This window comes from Paludibacter jiangxiensis, from assembly GCF_001618385.1.
In the GTDB taxonomy this organism is placed as follows: domain Bacteria; phylum Bacteroidota; class Bacteroidia; order Bacteroidales; family Paludibacteraceae; genus Microbacter; species Microbacter jiangxiensis.
This window is the reverse complement of record NZ_BDCR01000001.1, coordinates 103685-128308: the sequence shown is the minus strand read 5'-3', so window position 1 is coordinate 128308 and position 24624 is coordinate 103685. Positions and strand designations below refer to the sequence as shown.

At 42.5% G+C, this 24624-nt stretch carries 22 protein-coding genes; 12 read left to right on the top strand and 10 right to left on the bottom strand.

The genetic code is table 11. The features are described from left to right. Positions 1 to 6: 6 nt before the first annotated feature. The 9 genes from PJIAN_RS00440 to PJIAN_RS00400 all read left to right on the top strand — a co-directional run bounded on the left by PJIAN_RS00440 (position 7) and on the right by PJIAN_RS00400 (position 10400). Positions 7 to 1194 carry an aminotransferase-like domain-containing protein gene (locus PJIAN_RS00440; RefSeq protein WP_068701066.1) on the top strand — a complete coding sequence of 396 codons (1188 nt, stop codon included), beginning with the start codon at positions 7 to 9 and terminating at the stop codon, positions 1192 to 1194. Between the two features lie 345 nt (positions 1195 to 1539). Then, positions 1540 to 2007, top strand: coding sequence for a ribosome assembly cofactor RimP (gene rimP / locus PJIAN_RS00435; RefSeq protein ID WP_068701065.1), 468 nt, complete (start codon positions 1540 to 1542; stop codon positions 2005 to 2007). Positions 2008 to 2009: 2 nt separating this feature from the next. Beyond that, positions 2010 to 3260, top strand: a complete 1251-nt coding sequence (gene nusA / locus PJIAN_RS00430; RefSeq protein ID WP_068701064.1) for a transcription termination factor NusA — start codon at positions 2010 to 2012, stop codon at positions 3258 to 3260. Between the two features lie 101 nt (positions 3261 to 3361). After that, on the top strand, positions 3362 to 6358 hold the full coding sequence (gene infB, locus PJIAN_RS00425; protein WP_068701063.1) for a translation initiation factor IF-2: 2997 nt from the start codon (positions 3362 to 3364) through the stop codon (positions 6356 to 6358). A gap of 91 nt (positions 6359 to 6449) precedes the next feature. Continuing rightward, a complete protein-coding gene (locus PJIAN_RS00420; RefSeq protein WP_068701062.1) occupies positions 6450 to 6989 on the top strand; it encodes a CvpA family protein in 540 nt (179 codons plus the stop codon). 84 nt (positions 6990 to 7073) lie between these two features. Next, positions 7074 to 8066 carry a class II fructose-bisphosphate aldolase gene (locus tag PJIAN_RS00415; protein ID WP_068701061.1) on the top strand — a complete coding sequence of 331 codons (993 nt, stop codon included), beginning with the start codon at positions 7074 to 7076 and terminating at the stop codon, positions 8064 to 8066. A 94-nt stretch (positions 8067 to 8160) separates the two neighbouring features. Continuing rightward, positions 8161 to 8706 (top strand): DNA-3-methyladenine glycosylase, encoded by a 546-nt coding sequence (locus PJIAN_RS00410; RefSeq protein WP_236714351.1) that lies wholly within the window; start codon positions 8161 to 8163, stop codon positions 8704 to 8706. 87 nt (positions 8707 to 8793) lie between these two features. Further along, positions 8794 to 9129 carry a 30S ribosome-binding factor RbfA gene (gene rbfA / locus PJIAN_RS00405; protein WP_068701060.1) on the top strand — a complete coding sequence of 112 codons (336 nt, stop codon included), beginning with the start codon at positions 8794 to 8796 and terminating at the stop codon, positions 9127 to 9129. A 41-nt stretch (positions 9130 to 9170) separates the two neighbouring features. Next, on the top strand, positions 9171 to 10400 hold the full coding sequence (locus PJIAN_RS00400) for an FtsX-like permease family protein (RefSeq protein ID WP_068701059.1): 1230 nt from the start codon (positions 9171 to 9173) through the stop codon (positions 10398 to 10400). Between the two features lie 59 nt (positions 10401 to 10459). Here PJIAN_RS00400 and gltX read toward each other — a convergent pair whose 3' ends face one another. Further along, positions 10460 to 11977 (bottom strand): glutamate--tRNA ligase, encoded by a 1518-nt coding sequence (gene gltX, locus PJIAN_RS00395; protein WP_068701058.1) that lies wholly within the window; start codon positions 11975 to 11977, stop codon positions 10460 to 10462. Positions 11978 to 12288: 311 nt separating this feature from the next. Here gltX and PJIAN_RS00385 point away from each other — a divergent pair, with 311 nt between their 5' ends. Beyond that, positions 12289 to 13392 carry a helix-turn-helix domain-containing protein gene (locus PJIAN_RS00385; protein ID WP_068701056.1) on the top strand — a complete coding sequence of 368 codons (1104 nt, stop codon included), beginning with the start codon at positions 12289 to 12291 and terminating at the stop codon, positions 13390 to 13392. 515 nt (positions 13393 to 13907) lie between these two features. Here PJIAN_RS00385 and pfkA read toward each other — a convergent pair. Further along, positions 13908 to 14891 carry a 6-phosphofructokinase gene (gene pfkA / locus PJIAN_RS00380; RefSeq protein WP_068701055.1) on the bottom strand — a complete coding sequence of 328 codons (984 nt, stop codon included), beginning with the start codon at positions 14889 to 14891 and terminating at the stop codon, positions 13908 to 13910. Between the two features lie 12 nt (positions 14892 to 14903). Beyond that, positions 14904 to 15782, bottom strand: a complete 879-nt coding sequence (locus tag PJIAN_RS00375) for a 4-hydroxy-3-methylbut-2-enyl diphosphate reductase (protein WP_068701054.1) — start codon at positions 15780 to 15782, stop codon at positions 14904 to 14906. Between the two features lie 270 nt (positions 15783 to 16052). Here PJIAN_RS00375 and sufC point away from each other — a divergent pair, with 270 nt between their 5' ends. Both sufC and sufD read left to right on the top strand, forming a co-directional pair. After that, positions 16053 to 16808, top strand: a complete 756-nt coding sequence (gene sufC / locus PJIAN_RS00370) for a Fe-S cluster assembly ATPase SufC (protein WP_068701053.1) — start codon at positions 16053 to 16055, stop codon at positions 16806 to 16808. 99 nt (positions 16809 to 16907) lie between these two features. Beyond that, positions 16908 to 18236, top strand: coding sequence for a Fe-S cluster assembly protein SufD (gene sufD, locus PJIAN_RS00365; RefSeq protein WP_068701052.1), 1329 nt, complete (start codon positions 16908 to 16910; stop codon positions 18234 to 18236). 108 nt (positions 18237 to 18344) lie between these two features. Here the strand turns inward: sufD and PJIAN_RS00360 are convergent, their stop codons facing one another. The 7 genes from PJIAN_RS00360 to PJIAN_RS00330 form a co-directional block, all read right to left on the bottom strand. Next, a complete protein-coding gene (locus PJIAN_RS00360; protein ID WP_172795544.1) occupies positions 18345 to 18653 on the bottom strand; it encodes a DUF5056 domain-containing protein in 309 nt (102 codons plus the stop codon). 23 nt (positions 18654 to 18676) lie between these two features. Further along, complete coding sequence (locus tag PJIAN_RS00355; RefSeq protein WP_068701050.1) at positions 18677 to 19201, bottom strand: sigma-70 family RNA polymerase sigma factor; 525 nt, start codon at positions 19199 to 19201, stop codon at positions 18677 to 18679. Next, positions 19194 to 19784 carry a DUF6249 domain-containing protein gene (locus PJIAN_RS00350; RefSeq protein ID WP_068701049.1) on the bottom strand — a complete coding sequence of 197 codons (591 nt, stop codon included), beginning with the start codon at positions 19782 to 19784 and terminating at the stop codon, positions 19194 to 19196. Before PJIAN_RS00350 ends, PJIAN_RS00355 begins: the two co-directional genes overlap by 8 nt. Before the next feature lie 93 nt (positions 19785 to 19877). Next, positions 19878 to 20699 (bottom strand): helix-turn-helix domain-containing protein, encoded by an 822-nt coding sequence (locus PJIAN_RS00345; protein WP_068701048.1) that lies wholly within the window; start codon positions 20697 to 20699, stop codon positions 19878 to 19880. Positions 20700 to 20745: 46 nt separating this feature from the next. Then, positions 20746 to 21201: a thioredoxin-dependent thiol peroxidase gene (gene bcp / locus PJIAN_RS00340; protein WP_068701047.1), complete on the bottom strand. Its 456-nt coding sequence runs from the start codon at positions 21199 to 21201 to the stop codon at positions 20746 to 20748. A gap of 121 nt (positions 21202 to 21322) precedes the next feature. Then, the gene (locus PJIAN_RS00335; protein ID WP_084252192.1) at positions 21323 to 22288 is read right to left on the bottom strand and encodes a PorP/SprF family type IX secretion system membrane protein; all 966 of its coding nucleotides are present in this window, start codon (positions 22286 to 22288) and stop codon (positions 21323 to 21325) included. 6 nt (positions 22289 to 22294) lie between these two features. Next, complete coding sequence (locus PJIAN_RS00330; protein ID WP_068701045.1) at positions 22295 to 24526, bottom strand: T9SS type B sorting domain-containing protein; 2232 nt, start codon at positions 24524 to 24526, stop codon at positions 22295 to 22297. Positions 24527 to 24624: the final 98 nt, after the last annotated feature.

The window sequence follows — 24624 nt, the reverse complement described above, 5'->3', positions numbered from 1 at the left end:
ATTCAAATGACTCGTTTTTCACAATCAGTCAGTGCGTTGCGTTCATCGGCCATTCGCGATCTGATGAGCCTGGCCACGCGTCCCGATATGATTTCATTTGCAGGAGGAATGCCCGATAACGAGCTTTTTCCCATTCATGAGGTGCAGGAAATAGTCGACAATTTGTCGGTGAAGGAACAGCAGGTTGCCATGCAATACGGACCTACAACCGGTTATCCTCCATTGCTGGAAGCACTCGGAGAGTGGCTTCGCAAGAAAGGCTTTCCGATGGATACCAATAAGTTGATTATCACCACCGGCTCATTACAGGCCATTAATATCTGGGCGAAGATGTTTATAGATCCGGGAGATGTGGTGCTGACCGAAAATCCGGCTTTTATCGGGGCTTTGTCGGCATTTGGTTCTTACATGCCAACTATCCACGGTATCAATATGGATGGTCATGGCATATTGATTGAACCGTTGAAAGAAGCATTAAAATTAGATCCCAAGTTTCTGTATATTACTCCGACGTTTCATAATCCTGCAGGTTTGACTTATAGCCCGGAACGGCGCAGGGAGCTGTTGGACGTGATGAATGCAACAGAAGTGCCTATTCTCGAAGACGATGCTTACGGCGAGCTTTGGTTTGATGAAGAGGATAAACAACATATTGTGCCGTTGAAAGTTCAGTCGGAAAAAGAACAACAAATCTGTTATACCGGTTCATTCTCAAAAATTTTCGGACCAGGTATGCGTCTGGGTTGGATGCTGGTAGGGGAGGAATTTTACCGTAAAGCGGAACTTTGTAAACAGTGCATCGATGCCTGCTCACCAACATTTACGCAGGTGTTGGCTCACCGTTTCCTTGTTTCAGGACAACTTGACAGTTATGTGGCAAGCGTTCGCAGTATTTACCATAAACGATGCGAATACATGGTTGATGCCATCAAACGTTACTTCCCGTCCGAAGCTTCATTTGTAGAACCTAAAGGTGGATTTTACATCTGGGTAAAACTGCCGGATGGAATTGATGAGATGGAACTGCTCAAGGAGGTTATTGCCGAAGGAGCTGTTTTTGTCGTTGGTTCAACATTCGATCCCCAGGGGGCATCAAACGGATATATCCGGGTTTCTTACTGCAATACGGCGGAAGATAAAATTGAGAAAGGGATCAAAATTATTGGCGATGTGATGAAAAAGATGATGAAATAATCTCTCAATCCATTGCAATCCAAGTTCTGATTATTGTTATTTAAGAAATTAATAGTACCTTTGCAACGTTTTTGCTGTTGGAATGTTCGTGCAACTTCACCGCAAAAGCAATTTAAGCATCTACCCAAAGACCCGTTTTTCAATGAGATATGTGTCTTTTGTGCTTAAATTCAAAGGGATAATAGTTTTACACGATATACTGCCGAGGCAGTGACCGGGAAACCCTTTTGAAGTCCTTTCAATAGGGTTTTTTTATTCTTCAGAGTGATGTGTCGAGGGTGATAACCGGTTGTAATTCAATGAAAAATAATTATCTTTGCAGCTAATGCACTATCCGGATAATTTATGATACAAAAGGAACAGATATATCAATTTGTTGAGGCATTTATCGCTGATACAGAGAATTTTATTGTCGATGTCAAAGTGAACCCCGAAAACAATATCGTGGTGGAGATTGACTCTGAAAAAGGCATCGATATTGAATATTGTGCGGAATTGAGTCGTTTTATAGAATCGCAACTTGACAGAGAAATTGAAGATTATGAGCTGGAAGTTGGATCTGCAGGCCTTGGTTCTCCGTTCAAAGTGTTAAAGCAATATCAGAAAAATATCGGCAACGAAGTGGAAGTGCTTACAAAAGGCGGTAAAAAATTCAGCGCGATATTAAAAAATGCAGCTGAAGATGCTTTTACAGTGACGGTCACAAAGCAGGTAAAGCCGGAGGGAGCTAAGCGCAAAATCACGGTGGAAGAAGATGAGGTTTATTCCTATAACGAAGTAAAATATACAAAATATCTAATAAGATTCAAATAGCTATGAGCAAAGTTGAACCTGTCAATTTAATTGACACCTTTTCCGAGTTTAAAGAGCTGAAGAATATTGATCGTCCTACGCTAATCAGTGTACTCGAAGAGTCTTTCAGAGGCACTTTAGCTAAAATGTTCGGGTCGGATGAAAATTTTGATGTCATTATCAATCCAGATAAGGGCGACTTTGAAATTTGGCATAACCGGGAGGTAGTTGCAGACGATGAAGTGGAAGATCCTGTCAGCCAGATTTCGTTGACCGATGCTAAAAAAATTGACACGGATTACGAAGTTGGTGAAGAAGTGACCGATGCGGTCGATTTCCTTGGGTTTGGTCGTCGTGCTATTTTGACTTTGCGTCAGACGCTGGCATCAAAAATTCTGGAACTTCAGAAAGATTATCTCTATAACAAATACAAAGATCGTATCGGTCAGATTGTTACAGGGGAAGTTTACCAAATGTGGAAAAAGGAAATCCTGCTTTTGGATGATGAAGGCAATGAACTGATTCTTCCTAAAACAGAGCAAATTCCGGCCGACTTTTACCGTAAAGGAGATACTGTTCGCATGGTAGTAGTGAAGGTAGATAATCGTAATGGTAATCCTAAAATTATCGTTTCGCGTACTTCACCATTATTCCTGCAACGTTTGTTCGAACTGGAAGTTCCTGAAATTCACGATGGCTTAATTACGATTCGCAAAATTGCCCGCATCCCCGGCGAAAGAGCAAAGGTGGCTGTGGAAACTTATGACGAACGCATCGACCCGGTTGGGGCTTGTGTCGGCGTAAAAGGTGCCCGTATTCACGGTATTGTTCGCGAGTTGCGTAATGAAAACATTGATGTTATCAACTTTACGGCTAATGTTTCTTTGTTTATAGCAAGAGCATTGAGTCCGGCTAAAATATCTTCAATCCGTTTGGATGAAGAAAATAAAAAAGCAGATGTTTACCTCAAGCCCGAAGAAATATCAATGGCTATTGGTAAAAGTGGTATGAATATTCGTTTGGCTTCGATGCTTACCGAATATACTATCGATGTTTACCGTGACATTGAAGGCGAAGAGGAAGAAGACATTTATCTCGATGAATTCACAGATGAAATCGAACAATGGGTAATCGATGTGCTTAAGTCTATCGGCTGTGATACGGCGAAAAGTGTATTGGCTATTTCTCGCGAGGAGTTGATTCAACGTACCGACCTTGAAGAAGAAACCATTGATGAGGTGCTGAATATTATCAAAGCAGAATTTGAGGAGTAATAGGGCGTTTTCGAAGTTCAGGAATAGAAACGTTCTGAATTGTCTTTGGGTTTATCGGCTATCACTTTTGCTTATCTTTTCAAACACACTAAATATAAACTATGTCGAGTATCAGGTTAAATAAAGTAGTTAAGGATTTGAACGTAGGACTTTCGACGGCAGTCGAATTTTTACGAAAAAAAGGTCATGTTGTTGAGGAAAATCCCAACTTCAAGATTTCTGAAGATCAGTATACTATTCTTGTAAAAGAGTTTAGCAACGATAAAGACCTGAAAATTAAGTCGGAACGGGAAACTCAGATGCGCCAGGAAAAAGAAAAGGCACAAACGATTACTGCTGCCGGTTACGAAGCTTCTGTGTCTAAAGATAAGCCCAAGGTTGAAGCAAAACCGGAACCGAAGCCTGTGACGCATGAGATCAAGGTGGTTGTGTCGGATGAAATTCGTCCACATATTACTACTGTAGGAAAAATTGATCTGGATGCACTGGATAAAAAAGTTGCACCGGCTCCAGCTACCCCGGCTCCCGAAAAGCAACCGGAACCTACGCCAGAACCAGAACCAGTTCCGGCACCAAAACCAGAACCTGTAGTAGAACAGAAACCTGAAAAAATAGAAGAGCCGGCACCAGAACCTGTAGTTGTTCCGGAACCCGAATCTCCAAAAGCAGAGCCAGTTGTGGTTGAAAAGAAAATTGAAGTAGAAGCCGTAAAAGAAGTTGTGAAAGAGCCTGTGGCTGTAGTAGAGAAGGTAATCGAAAAACCTTCTGAAGATAATAGTTCCAAAGAGAATGCAGAACCGGAAGTGCAAAATGAAGGTGAAGTATTCCAGTTGAGACCTACAGTGATAGAACAGAATATAAAGGTGGTTGATAAAATTGACCTTTCTGCTCTCAACCAACAAACACGTCCGAAGAAAAAATCGAAAGAAGAAAAACGGAAAGAACGTGTACAGCGCGAACAACAAAATACGCCGAATAATCAACAACGTCCGGCAAATCCTTCAGCGGCATCTCCTGCAACCCAGCAAGGGTCAGCGAATGCTGACCAGCGAAAAGAAAAACGGAAACGTATTCACAAAGAAAAAGTGGATCTTTCAAAACCGAATGTTCCACAAGGCAATAATCCGGCAAGACCCAATGATAACCGTCATAAAGGTCAGGGAAATATGCCCAAACGTCCTTTCAAACCGGAAGTGAACGAAGAAGACGTTCAAAAGCAGATCAAAGAGACGCTTGCCCGTTTGACTGAGAAAAAGATTAAAGGCTCAAAATATAGAAAAGAAAAGCGCGATAGCGTTTCAGCCCGTCAGCAGGAACGTGAAGAAATGGAGCGCGACAGCGAAAATGTACTGAAGCTTACTGAGTTCGTAACAGTAGCAGAATTGGCAACCATGATGGATGTGCCTGTAACCAAGGTTATTGGTACATGTATGAATCTGGGAGTGATGGTGTCTATCAACCAGCGTCTGGATGCTGAAACCATCAATATTGTTGCTGATGAATTCGGTTACAAAACAGAATATGTGAGTTCGGAAGTTATTGACGCGATAGCACAAGATCAGGAAGAAGACCGTGCGGAGGATATGGAAGCCCGTCCGCCTATTGTAACTGTGATGGGTCACGTTGACCACGGTAAAACTTCACTGCTCGACCATATTCGTAAAGCCAATGTAATTGCAGGTGAAGCCGGTGGTATTACTCAGCACATCGGAGCTTACCACGTAACGTTGGAAAGCGGTCGTGAAATTACATTCCTCGATACTCCTGGTCACGAAGCATTTACCGCCATGCGTGCCCGTGGTGCTGCTGTTACCGATATTGCCATTATCATTGTTGCTGCCGACGATAGCGTGATGCCTCAGACAATTGAAGCAATCAACCACGCATCAGCTGCAAACGTACCAATGGTGTTTGCTATCAATAAAATAGATAAACCGGGTGCAAATCCTGAAAAAATAAAAGAAGCACTGGCTAACATGAACTACCTGGTGGAAGACTGGGGAGGCAAGTACCAGTCGCAAGAAATTTCCGCCAAAAAAGGCGTTGGTGTGCACGAGTTGCTTGAAAAAGTGTTACTCGAAGCCGATTTGCTTGAATTGAAGGCGAATCCGAACAAACGCGCCACTGGTTCAATTATTGAATCGTCGCTCGATAAAGGACGTGGCTATGTTGCTACTGTTCTTGTAAAAGACGGAACGCTCAATATTGGAGATGTGGTTCTTGCCGGTACTCATTTTGGTCGTGTAAAAGCAATGTTCAATGAGCGTAATCAACGCGTAACAAGTGTTGGTCCTTCAGAACCTGTGCTGATTCTTGGTCTGGATGGAGCTCCTCAGGCCGGTGACACATTTAATGTGATGCCGACAGAGCAGGAAGCCCGTGATATTGCCAACAAGCGTGAACAGTTGCAACGTGAACAGGGATTACGTACCAGCCGTCACATTACACTGGATGAAATCGGTCGCCGTATTGCTATCGGTAACTTCCAGGAATTGAATGTGATTGTGAAAGGTGACGTGGATGGTTCTATCGAAGCGCTTTCGGACTCATTGATTAAGCTTTCTACCGAAGAAATTCAGGTAAATGTGATTCACAAAGCGGTCGGTCAGATTTCCGAATCGGATGTAATGCTTGCCGCGGCTTCAAATGCTATTATCATTGGCTTTCAGGTTCGTCCTTCAATGTCTGCTCGTAAACTGGCTGAAAAAGAAGAGATCGATATTCGTCTCTACTCGATCATCTACAATGCTATTGAAGAGTTGAAAGCTGCTATGGAAGGAATGCTTTCTCCGGAAATCAAGGAAGAAGTGGTGGCAACTCTCGAGGTACAGGAAGTCTTCAAGATTACCAAAGTGGGTTCTGTTGCCGGATGTATTGTGCGTGAAGGTAAGATTAAACGCGGATCCAAAATACGTCTTATTCGAGATGGTATTGTGGTGTTTAGTGGTGAGCTCGGCTCTTTGAAACGTTTCAAAGACGATGTCAAAGAAGTTGGGAATGGCTACGAATGTGGTTTGAATATAGCCAACTACAATGATATTAAGACGGGTGACCTTATTGAAGGCTACGAAGAAGTTGAAGTTAAGAAAACCCTCTGATTGTAACTAAATTAATTGCAGCATACATAAACGGCTGCGGATGAAGACCTGAGTCGTTATCCGTGGCCGTTTTTTATATTAATACCGTTTTATGTCGACATTGGATTGTTTTTTTCTTGTTCTGATGGGTGTCGGAATGATTTTCGGCTTTATAAAAGGAGCTTTTCGGTTGCTGGCAACTCTGGCAGGAATTGTTCTGGGCATCTACTTTGCCCGTTTCTTTTATCAACCGGTTGCTTCGTTTCTGGAAATGTTGTTACATCTCTCTCCGAAGGTGGCATTGCCCCTGTCGTTCTTTATTTTGTTTGTGGGAGTCGGGTTAGGCTTGTATTTATTAGGGCGAATGATGACCAAGGTGTCGAAAGCTGTAGCACTTTCGTGGCTCAATCGTTTGTGTGGCGGTGCCATTGGTGTCTTACAGGTGGCGTTGGTGTTGGGCGTTTTGATAAATGTATATTCGTCGGCGCACCATAAAGTGACCGGTAAAGAGGCCGAAAATGCCCCCGGATCGTTGCTGTATAAGCCCTTGAAGCAGTTTCCGGATCTTGTTCTTCCATACATGGATTTTGACAAATGGAATAAGCCCCCGACGGCCGGGAAGAATGCAAACGATGCAGCTTCTGTGTCGTGAAAAAATGTTATTTTTCTGGGATTCCTTGCTTAAAATGAGTATCTTTGCACTCGTAAAATTCAAACACAATAAACAATAAATACTATGGTAAGCTACAAAGAATTAGGATTAGTAAACACGAAAGAGTTGTTTAAGAAAGCGATCGAAGGTAAATATGCTATTCCGGCTTTCAATTTCAATAACCTGGAGCAAATGCAGGCAATTATTGCTGCTTGTGTTGAAACAAAATCACCCGTGATTTTGCAGGTTTCAAGCGGTGCACGTAAATATGCAAACCAGACCTTGTTGCGTTACATGGCTCAGGGAGCTGTTGAATATGCAAAAGAATTGGGTTATGCAATTCCGGTTGTATTGCACCTTGATCATGGCGATAGCTTTGAATTGTGTAAAGATTGTATCGATATGGGCTTCTCGTCTGTAATGATCGATGGTTCACACTTCCCATACGAAGAAAATATCGCTTTGACAAAGAAAGTGGTAGAATATGCTCATGCTCATGACGTAACTGTTGAAGGTGAGTTAGGTGTGTTGGCAGGTGTTGAAGATGATGTTGTTGCAGAACATCACACATATACTCAACCAGAAGAAGTAGTTGACTTCGTAACACGTACGGGAGTTGACTCTTTGGCTATCTCAATCGGTACTTCTCACGGTGCAAACAAATTTACACCTGCACAATGTACACGTGATGCAAACGGTGTGTTGATCCCGCCTCCATTGCGTTTCGATATCCTCGAAGAAATCGAAAAACAAATTCCTGGATTTCCTATCGTATTGCACGGCTCTTCTTCTGTACCTCAGGAATATGTTGAAACTATCAACAAATTCGGTGGTGCATTGAAAGATTCTATCGGTATTCCTGAAGAACAATTGCGTCACGCAGCTTCTTCAGCTGTTTGCAAAATTAACATCGACTCAGACGGTCGTTTAGCTATGACAGCTGCAGTTCGTGAAGTTTTGGCAACAAAACCAGGCGAATTCGATCCTCGTAAATATTTAGGTCCGGCTCGCGACGAGTTGAAAAAACTCTACATGCACAAAACTGTTAACGTTTTGGGTAGCGCAGGTAAAGCTTAATTAGATATTCCTTAAGTTCCCTGCTTTATGCAGGGAACGGATAAAAGCCGTCTCGAAACAGACGGCTTTTTTGTGCTTTCACTAACAAGAAATTATGCCTAATTTTGCAGGTAAAACAGACATGACCGCTTTCCCTCGTTTACATCCTGATTTTTTCAGAAGAGATGCCGTTACCGTCGCCCGCGAGTTGCTGGGAAGAACCATCGTGCGTCGCTTTGAAAGCGGAGAGGAGAAACGTTTTGTTATAGTGGAAACCGAAGCATATCTGGGTGAAGACGATTTGGCCTGTCATGCAAGTAAAGGGCGTACGCCACGTACCGAAGTGATGTACCACGAAGGCGGCAAAATTTACGTGTATCTTATTTACGGCATGTATTGGATGCTCAATTTTGTTACCGGTGGTGATGGTCATCCGCAAGCAGTACTCATCAGAGGTGTCGATAAGGTGATTGGTTCGGGCAGGGTAGGGCGTTTGTTGCAACTCGACAAATCCTTTTATGGAGAGGACTTATGTGCTTCGAACCGATTGTGGGTGGAAGATACACCGGTTATAACCACTTTTGCTACAGCCCCGCGGGTGGGGGTAGATTACGCCAAAGAATGGAAAGATATGGAATGGCGATTTATTGCTAATGATTAATGTGAGATAATAATCCGAAAGATCAATGACACGCGGAAATGCCGGTGTGGAATCTGAAATTTTGGAGCTTTGAAATAAAAACAAATTATGGACAGTACAAGACAAGAAAAAATAGGACGGATGTTGCAAAAAGAGCTGAGTAGCATGTTTCTCGGCATCGCCCGCAACTATCCGGGTGTGATGATTACCGTTACCAATGTACGGATTACACCCGATTTGAGCATAGCTAAGGTGTATTTGAGTATCTTTCCCGGAGATAAGGCCGAATCAACTTTGGCGCTTATCAAGGAACATTCCAAAACAATACGTTACGAATTGGGCGTAAAGATTCGCCATCAGATGCGTGTGGTACCGGAGCTGGCATTTTATTTGGATGATACACTCGATTATCTTGAAAATATCGACAAGTTGTTGAAGAAGTAAGAGAGGTTAGAGCGTATTCGAATTTTCAAACTTAGATCCCAGTGAATTTAGCATTTCATATTGCCCGTCGTTATCTGTTTGCCAAGAAATCGCATAATGCGATCAATATTATTTCCGGTATTTCTGCAGGAGGTGTGTGTGTGGGTACCATGGCAATGATTTGTGTGCTTTCGGTATTCAATGGTTTTGAAGGGCTGATTCAGCAGCTTTTCAGTGCATTTGATCCTGATTTGAAAATTGAATTGGTGCAGGGTAAAGCCTTCGATACGCATACCAAAGAGTGGGATGCGGTGCGTCAGCTCAAGGATATTGCGTTTTATGACGAAGTAGTGGAAGATAATGCCATGCTTCGGTATAAAGATAAACAATTACCTGCCACCATCAAGGGGATTGGAAGTCATTTTCAGGCAATGACCGCAATTGACAGTCTGCTTGTGTCGGGCAGTTTTGTGTTGAATGATGGCGTTTTTGAAAATGGTATTATGGGTGTGGGGCTTGCTGGTGCTCTTGGTACCGGCTCTAAAGCGCTCGATCCGGTTTTGGTGTATGTGCCTAAACGTACATCTGCGATTAATCTGGTAAATCCGGAAAATAGCTTCAATAGCGATAAGATATTTGTTTCAGGCGTTTTTGCCATCAAACAGGCCGCTTACGATGATAAATATTTTTTGGTATCACTGCCTTTTGCACGTCGTATGTTTGATTATCCTGATAATGTGGCGACCTCGGTAAGTCTGAAGCTGAAGGCGGGAGTAGAGCCCGACGTTGTAAAGAAAGAGGTACGGGATATTCTTGGCGATAAGTTCTCCGTGTTGAATCGCTATGAACAGCAAAGCGACTATTTTCGTATTATGAAAATAGAGAAGTGGATGACTTACCTCATTTTGTCCTTCATTCTGTTGATAGCAGTATTTAATATTATCGGGTCGTTGTCTATGCTGATTATTGATAAAGAGAATGATATTAAGACTTTACGAAATTTAGGCGCAGACAATCGTTTGATACAACGAATCTTTTTGTTGGAAGGTTGGATGATCTCCGTGGGGGGTGCTTTACTAGGCGTTGCGCTAGGTGTTATGCTTTGCTTGGGCCAATATTATTTTGGATGGATCAAACTGCAGGGTTCCGGTTTTATTATCGATTCCTATCCTGTGGAAGTAGTCTGGACGGATCTTATAATTGTGCTTTTAACAGTCAGTGTAATGGGATTCCTGGCGGCGCTTTATCCGGTACGTTACCTGAGGAGAAACTTGCTTGAAAAGGTGAGATAAGCGAACTGAAAATTAATAACAAAAAAGGATGCCTTGCAGAAGACATCCTTTTTTGTGTTTTAGAGCTTAATGGTGTTTATTGCCTGTTGAATACGCCGCAGCGTCTCTTCTTTACCGATAATCGTTGTCAGATCGAAGATGTGAGGTCCTTTAGACTCTCCTACCAATGCAATGCGGAAAGCATTCATCACGTCGCCCGTTTTATACTCTTTGGCGGCAATCCATTCCATTACCTTTGCTTCTGTATCTGCTTTGTCGGTTACAAAGGTATCCAGCGTTTCAATATAGGCAGACAGTTCGGTAAGCTGTTGCGCGGTAAATGGTTTCCAGCGTTTTTGAACCGACTTTTCGTCATAACTTGTCGGAGCGGCAAAGAAATAAGAGGTCGTGTCCCACAATTCGCTGATAAAGTTGATGCGCTCGCGCATAAGTGCAATTACGCTCGTGATAGTTTCGTCGGTTGCAACTACACCTTTTACCTCTAATACTTTCTTGAATTTAGCAGCAAGCTCTTCAATGGGTTTTAGTTGCAGGTACTGGTGATTGAACCATTTTCCTTTTTCGAAATCGAATTTGGCACCGCTCTTACTACAACGATCCATCGAAAATTCTTTGATTAACTCTTCCATCGAGAAAATTTCCTGATCGGAACCGGCATGCCATCCCAGCAGTGCCAAGAAGTTGATAACCGCTTCTGGTTCGTAACCTGTTTCGCGGTAGCCGCTCGAAATGTCGCCCGTTTTCGGATCTTTCCACTCCAATGGGAATACAGGGAATCCGAGACGATCGCCGTCGCGCTTGCTGAGTTTACCGTTGCCATCGGGTTTGAGCAACAGGGGTAGGTGCGCGAATTGCGGCATCGTATCTTCCCAACCCAGCGCACGGTAAAGCAATACGTGTAGTGGAGCCGAGGGTAGCCACTCTTCGCCACGGATAACGTGTGAAATTTCCATCAGGTGGTCATCTACCACATTTGCAAGATGGTAAGTCGGTAGGCTATCGGCAGACTTGAAGAGCACCTTATCATCCAGAATAGATGAATTAATCACTACTTCGCCGCGGATCAGATCCTGTACATGTACCTCTTCGTTCGGTTCTATCTTAATGCGGACAACATACTGTTTGCCGGCATCGATTCTGTTTTGAACTTCTTCTGCAGATAAAGTTAGTGAATTCTGCATCATGCCGCGGGTGGAAGCATCGTATTGAAAATTCTTGATTTCGTTGCGCTTGGCATCCAGTTCCTCGGGGGTGTCGAATGCAATATAAGCCTTGCCGTCGTTCAGTAACTGATCAACATACTTGCGGTAAATATCTTTGCGTTCGCTTTGGCGGTAAGGCGCATGAGGGCCTCCCTGTTGCACGCCTTCGTCGATTTTGATTCCCAGCCAGGCCAGCGATTCTTCAATATACGCTTCCGCTCCGGGAACGAAACGGTTGGAGTCGGTATCTTCGATACGGAGAATCATGTCTCCATCGTTTTGTTTGGCAAAAAGATAGTTGTATAACGCGGTGCGTACGCCTCCGATATGGAGCGGGCCTGTAGGGCTAGGGGCAAAACGAACTCTTACTTTCATTTGTATGGTGTTTATTATATGATTGATTGTGTAATTGTCTGTTTTATATTGATTTAATTGTTGTTTTTGTGTTTCAAACAGACCTGCAAAGATAACAAAAAGGGTTGACCCCCGAAAGATTTACTTTTGTATATCATTAGCTAATTTGTAAGTATGGGTGGAGTCAATATCTGAAAAATAGGCATTTGCCAGTCGGCCCAATATGTTTTGTGAAATATAATGCTGCGAAAAATGTATCTTTGCATGACGATTTTTAAGCAGCCGTCGGGCTGATCTTGTTGGATAAACATTCTTCTTATTTGTCCTGAGTTATGAATCATCTACTGTATGTCTTGTTGACAAATGCATTAGCAGCTTCCTGTCTGATTCTTGCTATCATATTTATCACTCTTCCATTGCCGGGAAATGCGGGTTTGAAGAGCTATCGCATCTCATTACGTATTTTGTTTGTTGCTTATGTTGCTTCCGCTCTTATTGCGATTGTCGATAAAGTATTGGTGAATGTATTGTCCATGGTACTTCTTTCCATTTGTTCTTTTCTTATCATGCTGTTTTCTATGGCATTGATCAATTTGTTGCATCCTGAACGCATCACCCGAAAGTTTATTCTCCTACATCTTTCTCCTCTTGTGTTCTGCAATCTTTTGTATTGGATTGGTGCAATAAAATTTGGCAATCCTATACTTGGAAATTTGTCTCTGGTGATGCAGAATCTGACTCATCCTCAAATTTTAATCCGGATTGCCACCTGGCTGATGTGTGTTACGCAATTAGTCTATTTTTGTTGTTCTTTTCAGAAGGAAGTAACATTGTATAATTCCCGCCTGGATGAGTGTTTTTCTGAAAATATGAAGTTGCATTTGACCTGGGTTCGCATTTGCTATGATGTAGCTCTGTTGTTTGGAGGATATGCGTTGGTCATCAGTTTAATCAGTTCTCCGCTTGCGTTGATGACTTTCTTCTCAGTTCTTGTTGTTTTCTTTATTGCGTTTGGTGTATGCTATATCCAATATCCCCGCACATACGTGCAGATTGAACAGGTGTTTCATCTATTGACGCCGGAAAGTGGTCAGGCTCCAAAACAACGACATTCTTGGGTAACGCTAAAAAAACAGGTGTTGGATCAGAAATATTATTTGACCCCTGGCGTTAGCATAGAAGAAATGTCGCAGTTTCTGAAAATAGGCCGGGCAACGTTGTCCGGATTTATAAATAAAGAAGAAGGGGTGACTTTCAATGCATGGGTAGGGTTGCTGAGAATAGAAGAATCAATGCGGATTTTTCGCGAAAATCCTCAGTTTTCCATAGCTCAGGTGTCTGAAATGGTAGGCTACAGCGAACCGTCTAATTTTAGCCGGCAATTTAAAACTATAACCGGCGTTTCCCCTTCCGAATGGTATCGCCAAAAACAATAACCTCTGTAAATCAGAATTCTATAGTTTGGTGATAAAATTCTGTTTTTTGTGTTTTTATGTAAACTTATCAATTTTGATAGTAGTTTTGTATGAATTGATAAGTGAGCATATGTGCAAAAGGCGTACTTTTGTTGTCGAAAATTGAACAAACATTTCAAAGAGGCATTAGAACCAGATGTCTTTTGTGAAGTTGGAATTTTTGAATCTAAAGAGAAAAGTAAGAGAGCTGCCAGCCTCCGGAATGAGTCCGTGAGGCTGGCTTTTTTATGAAATGATTCGATCAATATAGATGGAAATCTGAACCATTTTGGTTGGAAAGATGTTTCGGAGATAAATGACTTTGTAATTCTTCTTGCAAGACATAGACTCTTTTTCTTGCATGGATATTGCCTGCCTGTCCTTAACTAGGCGGATTATGTCAGGAGTTAAATCTTCGCTCAATGATAAATGCAGCACAATAAAAAAGTTAACCCTTGTGAGGTCAACTTTTTTATTGTATGATATTCCAAAGAAAATTAGATCGATAAAATATGCAATACTTCCATCAGTGCCGAGTTGACAGGTTTCTCGTCTTTAATAGCTTTGACAAAAGGAACGTAAACGATCTCGTCGTTTACGATGCCGATCATTACGTTACGTTGGTCGGCCAACAGAGCGTCTATAGCTGCCGTGCCCATGCGGCTTGCCAGTATGCGGTCGTTGGCAGTAGGCGAACCTCCGCGCTGGATGTGTCCCAGAATGGTGACGCGACAATCGAATTCGGGATGCGCTTTTTTTAGCTTTTCGGCAACGCCCATAGCCCCACCGGTAATGTCGCTTTCGGCAACCAACACAATGCTACTGTTTTTCGATTTCCGGAAGCCCTGTTCGATCAATTGGGTTAACTGATCCATGCTGGTGGAAATCTCGGGAATGATGGCCGCTTCGGCGCCAGAAGCGATTGCTCCGTGGAGAGCCAAAAATCCGGCATCACGTCCCATTACTTCTATAAAGAAGAGGCGTTCGTGTGAGCTGGCCGTGTCGCGAATCTTATCGACCGCTTCTACAATGGTGTTCAGTGCCGTGTCGTAGCCGATGGTGTAGTCGGTTCCGTACAAGTCGTTGTCGATTGTGCCGGGAATACCAACGATGGGTATATCGTTATATATCTGTCCAAAGATGCGGGCTCCGGTAAATGTACCGTCACCACCAATCACTACTAAAGCATCAATTTCTTCACGTTTCAGAGTTTCGTAAGCGGTCTGCATTCCTTCATCGGTTTTGAACTCCATGCTACGTGCCGATTTGATAATGGTGCCACCTTGCTGTACAATGTTACTTACATCCTGAGTCTGGAACTCTTTTATCTCTCCTGAAATCAGACCTTTATAACCGCGATAAATTGCTTTTACACGAATGCCATGATAGATGGCTTTACGAGTTACTGCTCTGAGTGCAGCATTCATGCCAGGGGCATCGCCTCCCGAGGTAAGTACCCCGATACATTTTAGTTGATACATGACCGTTTTGATTTAATCGTTTGTTACACTTGCAATCTTTTCTAATTCTTTGGCAACTTCTTCCATCAGCCATTTGGGTGTGGAAGTGGCCCCACAGATTCCTACTGTGGTTACGCCCTTTAATAAAGACGGAGTGATATCTTCAGGGGTAGATATTAGATGTGAGTTGGGGTTAACAGCTTTGCATTCGTCAAACAGAGCTTTGCCGTTTGAACTTTTTTTGCCGCTCACGAAAAAGACTATATCGTGTCGTACGGCAAAGGTACGAATATTTGGAATACGATTTGATACCTGACGGCAAATTGTATCGTAAAATTCAAACGAAACGGTCGGATTAATTTTCTTTTTGATAGTTTCTACCAGTTTGTTGAACCCTGCGATTGATTTTGTGGTTTGAGAGAAAAGGCAAATGTTTTTGTTCAAATCAACTCGATCGAGGTCTTCAATGTGTTCTACCACGATAGCGCTGTTTTCTGTTTGTCCAACCAGGCCGTTTACCTCTGCATGTCCGATTTTTCCATAAATAACAATTTGCCAATCCTCTTTGGGATGGGATTTATAAGCATTCTTGATGCGTTGCTGCAATTTTAGTACTACCGGGCAGGTGGCGTCAATCACCTGAATATTATTGGCTTTTGCAGCCAGGTAGGTAGCCGGGGGTTCACCATGTGCACGAAAAAGAATTCGGGCATTCTTTAATTTGGAGAATTCTTCGTGTTCAATAGTCCGTAATCCCCTTTTGCTAAGGCGTTCTACTTCGCTGCCATTGTGTACGATATCTCCCAGGCAAAAGAGGGAGTCGTCTTTGTCCAGTTCCTGTTCGGCTTTGGTAATGGCATTGACAACACCAAAGCAAAATCCGGATCCGGAATCCATTTCTATCTTTATCATTGCGTTTTTTCTTTTAGTAAATAAATCGGGAACCGTCTCTTACTTTAATGATTTTGCCTTTTCAGGCAATCGAATTTCAGGAGAGAACTTGTTCCCATACAGTTTGGAATGAGCGCTTTTGCACTCTAAACTTGTGCAAAATTAACACACAACGCACAAAAATGAGCATACACATCCTCATTTTATTGATTATCTTTGCGTAGCTTTTTAATATTTTGTAAAATCAGTCAGTGCGTTGATACTGACGGTTCAAACAACAAATCATTCATTATGCTTACAATAAAGAATTTACATGCCAATATAAACGGAAAAGAGATTTTGAGAGGAATTAACCTGCAAGTTAACGAAGGTGAGGTTCATGCTATCATGGGGCCCAATGGTTCAGGAAAAAGCACCCTGTCTGCCGTACTAACGGGTAATCCCCTTTTTACTGTTACCGAAGGTGAAGTGATTTTTAATGGGAAAAACCTATTGGAAATGGCTCCGGAGGATCGTTCACGTGAAGGAATTTTTCTTAGTTTTCAGTATCCGGTCGAAATTCCGGGTGTCAGCATGACCAACTTTATGCGTGCAGCTATCAATGAGCATCGCAAATACAAGGGGATGGATCCTATTTCAGCTTCAGACTTTCTCAAACTGATGCGCGAAAAGAAAGAGTTTGTGGAATTGGATAGTAAACTGGCCAACCGTTCGGTAAACGAAGGATTTTCTGGCGGAGAAAAGAAACGGAACGAAATTTTCCAGATGGCAATGCTTGACCCAAAACTCTCGATCCTTGACGAAACCGATAGCGGACTGGATATCGATGCGTTGCGTATTGTGGCAAGCGGTGTCAATAAATTGAAGACGGATCACAATGCCTGCATCGTGATTACTCACTATCAGCGGTTACTCGACTATATTAAGCCTGATATTGTGCACGTTTTGTACAAAGGGCAGATTGTGAAAACAGCAGGTCCGGAACTGGCTCTTGAACTTGAGGACAGAGGTTACGACTGGATTAAGCAGGAAATTGATGCCCAGTAGTCATTGACAATTTAACCATTTACAATTTGCGATTAGGTTGGTTTGCGAATCGGGCCTTATTGCCAAATTGTCGAGTTTCTAAATTTTCAAATTGAACTTATGTCGATAGAACAATCCTATATAGAATTATACAAGGAACACCATGCCGACCTTAAAAAGCCTTGCGCCGATGTGCTGAATGCCGGTCGTGATGAGGCGTTTAACCGTTTCGAGAGCCTGGGGTTTCCAACCACACGCAACGAAGATTATTTGTACACAGATTTGAGTAAGTCCTTTTCAGTCGATTACGGTTTGAATCTGAATCGTCTGTATATCCCGGTGGCGTTTCGTTGTGACGTGCCAAGTATCAATGGCTACCTCTATTATGTTGTCAATGATAGCTTTTATGCGACTCAGCCGCAACCGGCGTTGCCCGAAGGGGTTATTATCTGCGGACTGAATGAGGCTGCTCAGAAATATCCCGAACTGGTAGCTAAATATTACAATCGTCAGGCCGGGAAGTCAAAAACGGCTACAATGGCGTTTAATGAAGCTTTTGTTCAGGATGGCTTTTTTATGTACGTGCCGAAAGGTGTAGTATTGCCCAAGCCTGTTCAGTTGGTGGATATTATGCGTGCCGATGTTGATTTTATGGCTAACAGCCGCAATCTCGTCATTATTGAAGAAGGTGCAAAAGCTCAACTCCTCGAATGTGCTCATACGCAGGATCCTGTACAATTTCTTTGTAATCGCGTTACCGAAGTCTTCGTGGGCGAAAATGCTTCGTTTGAATATTATTCGTTAGAAAATACGCATAACAAAACGACCAATATCAGTTCGTTGCTGGTGAAGCAGGAAGCCTCTTCCAATGTTTTGATTAATGCGGTTACACTTCATAACGGATTAACCCGTAATAATGTACAAGTGGATTTGGATGGCGAAAATGCTGAAGTGATGCTTTGCGGAATGGCCATCGGAGATAAAAATCAGCAGGTTGATAATTTTACGCTGATTAATCACAACACACCGCATTGTCGCAGTCACGAGTTGTTTAAATATGTGTTGGATGACTCTGCTGTCGGAGCTTTTGCCGGAAAGATCTATGTTGCTCCGGGCGCTCAGAAGACAGAAGCGTTGATGACCAATAAGAATTTGTGTGCTACGCCTACGGCTAAAATGAAGGCCAAACCACAACTGGAAATTTATGCCGACGATGTGAAATGTTCTCATGGCGCCACGGTAGGGCAATTGGATGAAGCAGCTCTCTTCTACATGCGTTCGCGGGGTATTTCGGTCAAAGAGGCCAAATTGTTGCTCAAGTTTGCGTTTGCGGCCGATGTAATTGAAAATATTCGCATCGATGCGTTGAAAGACCGGATTCACTTGCTGGTTGAAAAGCGCTTCAGGGGAGAACTTTCCAAATGTGCCGGTTGCGTTATTTGCCAATAAGACATCCGATATTTCCCTCACAACAAAAGCCCGTGACAACAGGATTATCTCCTGTAATCACGGGCTCTTTTATTGTAATAGAATACTAATCTGCCACTGGAAATTGAATTATCTGAATATGGCTTGTCGTCGTTCGTAAGATGCCACCGCAAATACAATGGCGGCAGCGATAGTACAACTGACAACCGGTAAGATCCACCATCCTAAAGTATCCAATATTGCCATGAAAACGCGGAATACCCGATAATAGTTGCCGGAGAAGATTACCACCAGCGTACTGATGATTCCAAATATCCAGACTAAGCCCGGAACGCGTTGTTTTTCCGGCAGACGATGGATTACCTTGTCGGAAAATCCTTTGTCGGCAACATCCATCTTGTGTTCTGCAAAAAACTGTTGCAATTGTTTGTCGTTCATGTTCGTCATTTTTGTCTGTCTTATTATTGCAAATGGTGTGCCAGTTTGGTTTTGCCGGCAGAAACATATGATTTGAGAGTTCCCAGTGGGCATTTCATTACTTTTGCTGCCTGGGAGTGGCTCATTCCTTCCATGTAGCAGAGGAGAATGGCCGTTCGTTCTTCCTGACGCAATTTACGCAAAGCATCGTAAAGATCGCTTTTTTCAGCCGAAAAATCATTATCAACCGAATGCCACCGGTCTACTTCGTCCAGAGAAGTCTCGTTTAGATGCTTTTGAGCCCGTACCGAATCATAAAATACGTTGTAAGCAATGCGAAACAACCAGGTGGAAAAACCAGAAAGCCCTTGAAACGACTTCAACTGTAAATATGCTTTGATAAATGTTTCCTGCGCCAGATCGTCACTCAGAGATGAATCGCCCATCGTCAGGTTCAGGAAGAACCGGCGAATAGGCGATTGATATTTTCTGACAAGCGGATCGAAAGCATCTTTGTTGCCAAGCAATGTGACTTGCATGATCCACTTCAGGTCATCCGCATTACTCATCTTTAGCTGAGTTCGCTTTGTCTTTCTTTTCTACAAAGTAACTGATCATGTAGGCAATTCCTATGAATAAAGGGATTAGCCCGAAGCCCCAGGGAGAATGTTCTCCCATCAGATAAAGTGCACCTATGGAGACTCCCAATCCGGTACCTATCCAAATCGCGCCTTTCAGAAAGTGACTTTTAGGTTCTTCGTCAGGACGGCGGAAGAAGCTTTCGGGGAGGTCTTTGCCTGCTTCAAGTGCTTTTTCATACAGCTGAATCATGCGTAACTCTTTCATGCGTTTGTTGCGAACGACGAAGAATACGATAAGAATGGCTGTGATAAAGGGCATTAAAGAAATTAATACAATTCCAGCACTTGTTAGTTTTGGCTCATGATCGTCGTACGACTGTCTTTTTTCATTTTCATAAAACTGTTCAGATGCTTGTTCCTGACGTTGTTCTTCATTGATCGCCTGACCGCTTTTATTGGCCTGATATATACTGTCTTTAATTGCTGCATCGGTGCTTGTGGAAACCGGAGTAGCATTGATGCTGAATACAGCCAATAAGGTGAATAATAATAGAAATCCAAGTTTTTTCATAATAGTAATCTTTTGAGAATGTAACTTTTACTCATTAGACGTAATTCAATGTCGGTTTGGATGAGCAGAGGTGATTTTTTTTAGAAAATAATTTTATTGCAATAGAGCAACCGCTTTTTTCTTGAATTCCGTAGGAGTAATTCCTTCCCGTTTAGAAAATACGCGGGTGAAATATGATTTTTCGTTGTAGCCGACTTCAAAACCAATTTCGGATATGGTTTTGTCGCTACTGACTATTAATTGCTTGGCCTCTATTAATTTTCTGTCCTCTATGATTTCGGACACACTTTTGTCGAAAACTGAGCGACATATCAGGTTAAGATTACGAGCTGAGGTGTTGAGTTGATCTGCATAAAACTGAACACTCTCGTCTTGTTTGTAATTAGTTTCAACCAGCTTGAGAAATTTGTCGAAAGTGGAAGTGTAACTGTTACTGACCGTTTTAGACTCTGCTATTTGTAGTGTATGATCAGAATCTATTTGGGTCAACAGAGCCAGTAAAAGGTGTTTTATTACCTGATAGCGCGGAGGATTGGCAGTGAAATCCTCATAAATTAGCGAGCATAAGGTGTCAAGCCGATTATGACAAGTGTGCTGAGAAAGTGAGTAATGAATGGTGTCGGCAAAATTGGAATAAAAATGAAAGCTGCTTTGAGGCGCAAATTCATTCTGATATTGTATGAGCCAGCCGCGGGTTTGCAGGTCTGGCATAAACTGATGAATTTTTCCTTTCGAAACGTAGATGATAGCGGGCGACTGAATCGTCTGTTTCCTGAAATCAATAAAATGTTCGGGCGTTCCATCCAGTAAAACGATCAGTTCCTCGTATTCGTGGCGGTGTGGGGCCGGAGGATCTTGTACTATCTCACCGATGGTTGCGGCATCAAGCTTGTATATCAGAAATGGTTTGTCCATAAGAATATAGTAAAATCCGGCACCTGTTCAGATGCCGGATTTGTGTTTATGACAAAACTGTCTTTAATTGTTCCGAATGCTCTTTTGTGTTTACTTTTTCAATAACATGCGAAATGATTCCTTGTTCGTTAATCACGAATGTGGTGCGGACAATGCCCATATATTTTCGTCCATACATGCTTTTTTCAGCCCATACGCCAAATGCAGAAGCCAATTCTTTTTCTGTATCTGCTAAAAGTGTAAAGTTCAGACTGTATTTGGCAATGAATTTTTGATGTGATGATGGGCTGTCGGGGCTCACTCCCACGATTTGATAGCCTTGTTTGGCCCATTCGTCCAAGCCATTATTAAGACTGCATGCTTCGGCAGTACATCCCGAAGTATTGTCTTTGGGGTAAAAGTATAAGATGGTTTTTTTGCCAATCAATGAACTCGTGCTGAATGGGTTCCCGTTTTGATCCTGTACTGTTACAACAGGTAATTTATCTCCTTTTTGTAGCATAATCGTAGCATTTATAAGTTAAAAAATAACCGTTCCGGATTTTACCGCAAACGGTTACAAATATACTATTTCGGAAACAGGTTTTACAACAATAATTAAGCAAAAATGTTGGGTGGGTTGGTTAGAAATACCAATCGCGTTGATAGTCACAACTTCCGCAAATAGAACTGGCCTTGTTCGGAATGCGGTATTCCAGCATAAATTCATGAGTTCCGGATTGATTGGTATTCAGCTTGAAATCATAATCATATGAATATCCAACCCTGAAATTACTCGTGATATTTACGCCTAACAGTAACGATAATTGTTTGGTTGTCCGGTAGCTTAGGCCAAAGTCGAAAAGTTCACGGGGGCCGTCAGAAAGACCGGTGGGATGCTTAAAGCGTATCATGGAGTTAGCTTCAACAACGGTCAGGTTGTTTCTGTTTACAATTTCGGAGCCAAGACTGAAATTAAAATAATCAGAGCTGGTGTTTTTGTAAATTGCATATAAGTAGCGATGGTTGGTGTTTTGAAATAAATCGCTGTTTTTTGAAATGGCAAAAAGGTGCGTGGTCGATAATCCCACTATAAAATTTTTGGTTTGGACTTCTATCCCGAAGTTGGCATCCGGTTTGTAAGTTGTCAGGTCTGAATAAACTAATGTCGGGTCGGTAGTGTCCGTCGGATCATATTTGGATCCGTTGATAGTTCGGGCAAAAAGTCCTGCCGATAGGCCCAGAGAAATAGACCAAGAGTCGAGATCTTCGTTGGGTGACATGCGGTATGCGTAAGTAATCGTGGGATTGAGTACGTTGGTTAATCCTATGTTATCGTTGATGATGGAAATTCCAAAAGCGGAACGAAGGTCATGAATGTATTCCGAAGCTTGTACGTTAATGACCGTTGGAGCCCCACTGATGCCTGTCCATTGATGGCGAACATTGCTGAAAAGGTATATGTATTCCGTTTTGGCAATAGAAGCCGGATTGTAGTTGGCTCGGTTATTCCAATGAGTAGTCATGCTAATGTCAGCCTGGGCAAGTGCACTACTGCTATAAAATACAGCCATAAGGGAAATTGACGTAACCAGTAAAAATCTCTTCATGTTCTCTTATCGGATTAAGGTGATGTACCCTTTGATAGTTTGTTTCTGATTGTTATAATCAGTGTAATGTATAATATAAAAATAAGTGTCCGGTTCCAATCTCTGCCCTTTGTAGGAACCATCCCAACCGTTGCTTTCCTTTGTTCCTGAATAAAGCAAAATGCCGTAACGATCATAAACGTCCATTTCGTAATTGGGCATAAAATAATCGTTGTGTTCGTCTCCGTTTGGCGTAAATACATTCGGAACGAACGGTTCTAAAAGGATTGACGTTGTTCCTGAATTTGTGCAACCGTAGACGGTGTCACTGTCTTTGAGCGCTATTGTATAAAGAGCTGACGGTAGATTCTGGCTATAGTAGTGAATAACTGAATTGCCCGTCGATACACCAGTGTTGTCTCCAAAAGTCCAGTTGTATAATACGCTTGGCTCCTGATTGATGGAGCACGAGACTAAGTTTCTCTTAGAATTTATGGTGTTTGGTGAGACTGTGAAATTTATCAAAGGTAATACTTTTTCTTTGACATTGTACGAAGAGGTTCGGGAACAGCCCCATTTGTCTGTCGCGATAACGGTATAGGTTCCAGCTTTGTTGGTGTTGATGGTGTCAGTTAAAGCTCCATTGCTCCATTGATACGTTAGTGGTGTTTTTGCAATGCCTGTCTGTTTGTTCATGTTTACATACCAACCGGAGGCGTATAGTTTAGTGCTATCGCCCGAGCAAAACCAGTTGTGTCCCTGAATTGAATCCATCCATTCGCTTTCTTCAGAAATGGTGGTGTAATGTTTGTTGGAGGTGCAATTATGCGTAGAGTCGTATCCCTTTACCCAGTAGGTTCCTGCCGATAAGCCCGATTTGATACTGTCAAGATTAAACGTGCCGGGATTAGTACTCCATTCATACGTCCAAGCACCGTTTGCGCGTAATTTTCCAGTTGAACTTCCGATGCAGATTGAATCTTGGTCTGCTTTTAAGCCTACTAAATCAACGTCAATGGATTCAACGTCTTTAACCGTATCTATAGAGCAGGTAGACGGTGGATTATACACCGTCAGGGTAACCTTATGATGTCCTGATGTGTTGTAATGATGCAAGTGGACTTTGCTGGAAATAGTGTCTGTTGTGCCATCTCCGTAGTCCCAAAGGTAAGTAAGTTTCCCTCGGTTTGTGGTTGCAAGATTCGAGAATTGAACGCTGTCGGCAGTACAAGACCCAACCATTTTTGCGGTGAAAGAAGCGACTGGTTTGTATTTCAGAATAGTTGTGGAAAGGGAGTCTATACAGCCGGTGGCCGACCGCATAATGCAATGATAGATGACACTGTCTTTCCCAATCATTGGTACCGCTAGCGTTGACAGAGTTGTGTCCGTGTTTACTATTTTGTGAGTGTTTACATCACGCCACCGATAGCTTTCAAATCCGGTCGGGGCAGTCAACTTCGCCGTATCGGAAGAACCACAAAAATCGGTGGAAATTTTCATCGGTTGGTAATCGGCTACAAAATAGGCGTAACCAAAGTGAAATCTTCCGGTACAGTCGGTAGACATGAATTCGAGAGTGATAGTCTGTCCTTTGTATGCGGACAGATCAGCACCTACTGTTGTCCAGTCTCTCCATTGGATTTGTGGCGCGATTGAATAGAGGGAGTTGGTTGAATTGTAGGTCTGAAACCCTTTAACCGAATTGCTTGAAGAATACACGTCATAGTTGGTGCAAGTGTTGATCTCATTGCCAGATGAATCGTAGAGGGTGAGTTTGAAGCGGGGTTCCACTAAAGTTGAGTGGTCGGATGCATATTGCAATACACAGGCAAATTTCATTATCAGAAGAGAATTAGTCGAATCAACAGCTAATTTGTATTGTAATTTTTGTTGCCAGCATCTAAATCCCATATTATTACCTTGCGTGACATCAGCAGATCTAATAACATCACCTAATCTGGCTGAATATTTATAGCCTTTAGGGATGATCTTTAGCAAATTGCCTACCGTTGGATCATATGCTGTCGTATCCGTCATGATTACCTGTCTGCGACTGTTGGGTAATAAGACCTGAATCCACGGGGTGTTGTAAGTCGGTACGTCAGTGCTATAAACTCTTGTATATCCGGTCCATCCGTTAAAATTTCCGTTCTCAAATCCCAGGTTAATCAGATTGGGATTTGCACCGAATAAACCTAACGAGATAATTGTTAAGCAGATTATAAGTCCAATTATGAGATTGTGCCGTTTGTTCATAATATTGGGAGTCTTTGGTCCAATGAAAGCAGATTGCGTTTGTATTATGAATCTGCCCGTGTTACAAGGTAAATAACTAAATTGAACAGGTTAGTATT

Coding starts and splice junctions, on each gene's coding strand:
- PJIAN_RS00440 (WP_068701066.1), top strand. CDS start 7: ATGACTCGTTTTTCACAATCAGTCAGTGCGTTGCGTTCATCGGCCATT.
- rimP (WP_068701065.1), top strand. CDS start 1,540: ATGATACAAAAGGAACAGATATATCAATTTGTTGAGGCATTTATCGCT.
- nusA (WP_068701064.1), top strand. CDS start 2,010: ATGAGCAAAGTTGAACCTGTCAATTTAATTGACACCTTTTCCGAGTTT.
- infB (WP_068701063.1), top strand. CDS start 3,362: ATGTCGAGTATCAGGTTAAATAAAGTAGTTAAGGATTTGAACGTAGGA.
- PJIAN_RS00420 (WP_068701062.1), top strand. CDS start 6,450: ATGTCGACATTGGATTGTTTTTTTCTTGTTCTGATGGGTGTCGGAATG.
- PJIAN_RS00415 (WP_068701061.1), top strand. CDS start 7,074: ATGGTAAGCTACAAAGAATTAGGATTAGTAAACACGAAAGAGTTGTTT.
- PJIAN_RS00410 (WP_236714351.1), top strand. CDS start 8,161: ATGCCTAATTTTGCAGGTAAAACAGACATGACCGCTTTCCCTCGTTTA.
- rbfA (WP_068701060.1), top strand. CDS start 8,794: ATGGACAGTACAAGACAAGAAAAAATAGGACGGATGTTGCAAAAAGAG.
- gltX (WP_068701058.1), bottom strand. CDS start 11,977: ATGAAAGTAAGAGTTCGTTTTGCCCCTAGCCCTACAGGCCCGCTCCAT.
- PJIAN_RS00385 (WP_068701056.1), top strand. CDS start 12,289: ATGAATCATCTACTGTATGTCTTGTTGACAAATGCATTAGCAGCTTCC.
- pfkA (WP_068701055.1), bottom strand. CDS start 14,891: ATGTATCAACTAAAATGTATCGGGGTACTTACCTCGGGAGGCGATGCC.
- PJIAN_RS00375 (WP_068701054.1), bottom strand. CDS start 15,782: ATGATAAAGATAGAAATGGATTCCGGATCCGGATTTTGCTTTGGTGTT.
- sufC (WP_068701053.1), top strand. CDS start 16,053: ATGCTTACAATAAAGAATTTACATGCCAATATAAACGGAAAAGAGATT.
- sufD (WP_068701052.1), top strand. CDS start 16,908: ATGTCGATAGAACAATCCTATATAGAATTATACAAGGAACACCATGCC.
- PJIAN_RS00360 (WP_172795544.1), bottom strand. CDS start 18,653: ATGAACGACAAACAATTGCAACAGTTTTTTGCAGAACACAAGATGGAT.
- PJIAN_RS00355 (WP_068701050.1), bottom strand. CDS start 19,201: ATGAGTAATGCGGATGACCTGAAGTGGATCATGCAAGTCACATTGCTT.
- PJIAN_RS00350 (WP_068701049.1), bottom strand. CDS start 19,784: ATGAAAAAACTTGGATTTCTATTATTATTCACCTTATTGGCTGTATTC.
- PJIAN_RS00345 (WP_068701048.1), bottom strand. CDS start 20,699: ATGGACAAACCATTTCTGATATACAAGCTTGATGCCGCAACCATCGGT.
- bcp (WP_068701047.1), bottom strand. CDS start 21,201: ATGCTACAAAAAGGAGATAAATTACCTGTTGTAACAGTACAGGATCAA.
- PJIAN_RS00335 (WP_084252192.1), bottom strand. CDS start 22,288: ATGAAGAGATTTTTACTGGTTACGTCAATTTCCCTTATGGCTGTATTT.
- PJIAN_RS00330 (WP_068701045.1), bottom strand. CDS start 24,526: ATGAACAAACGGCACAATCTCATAATTGGACTTATAATCTGCTTAACA.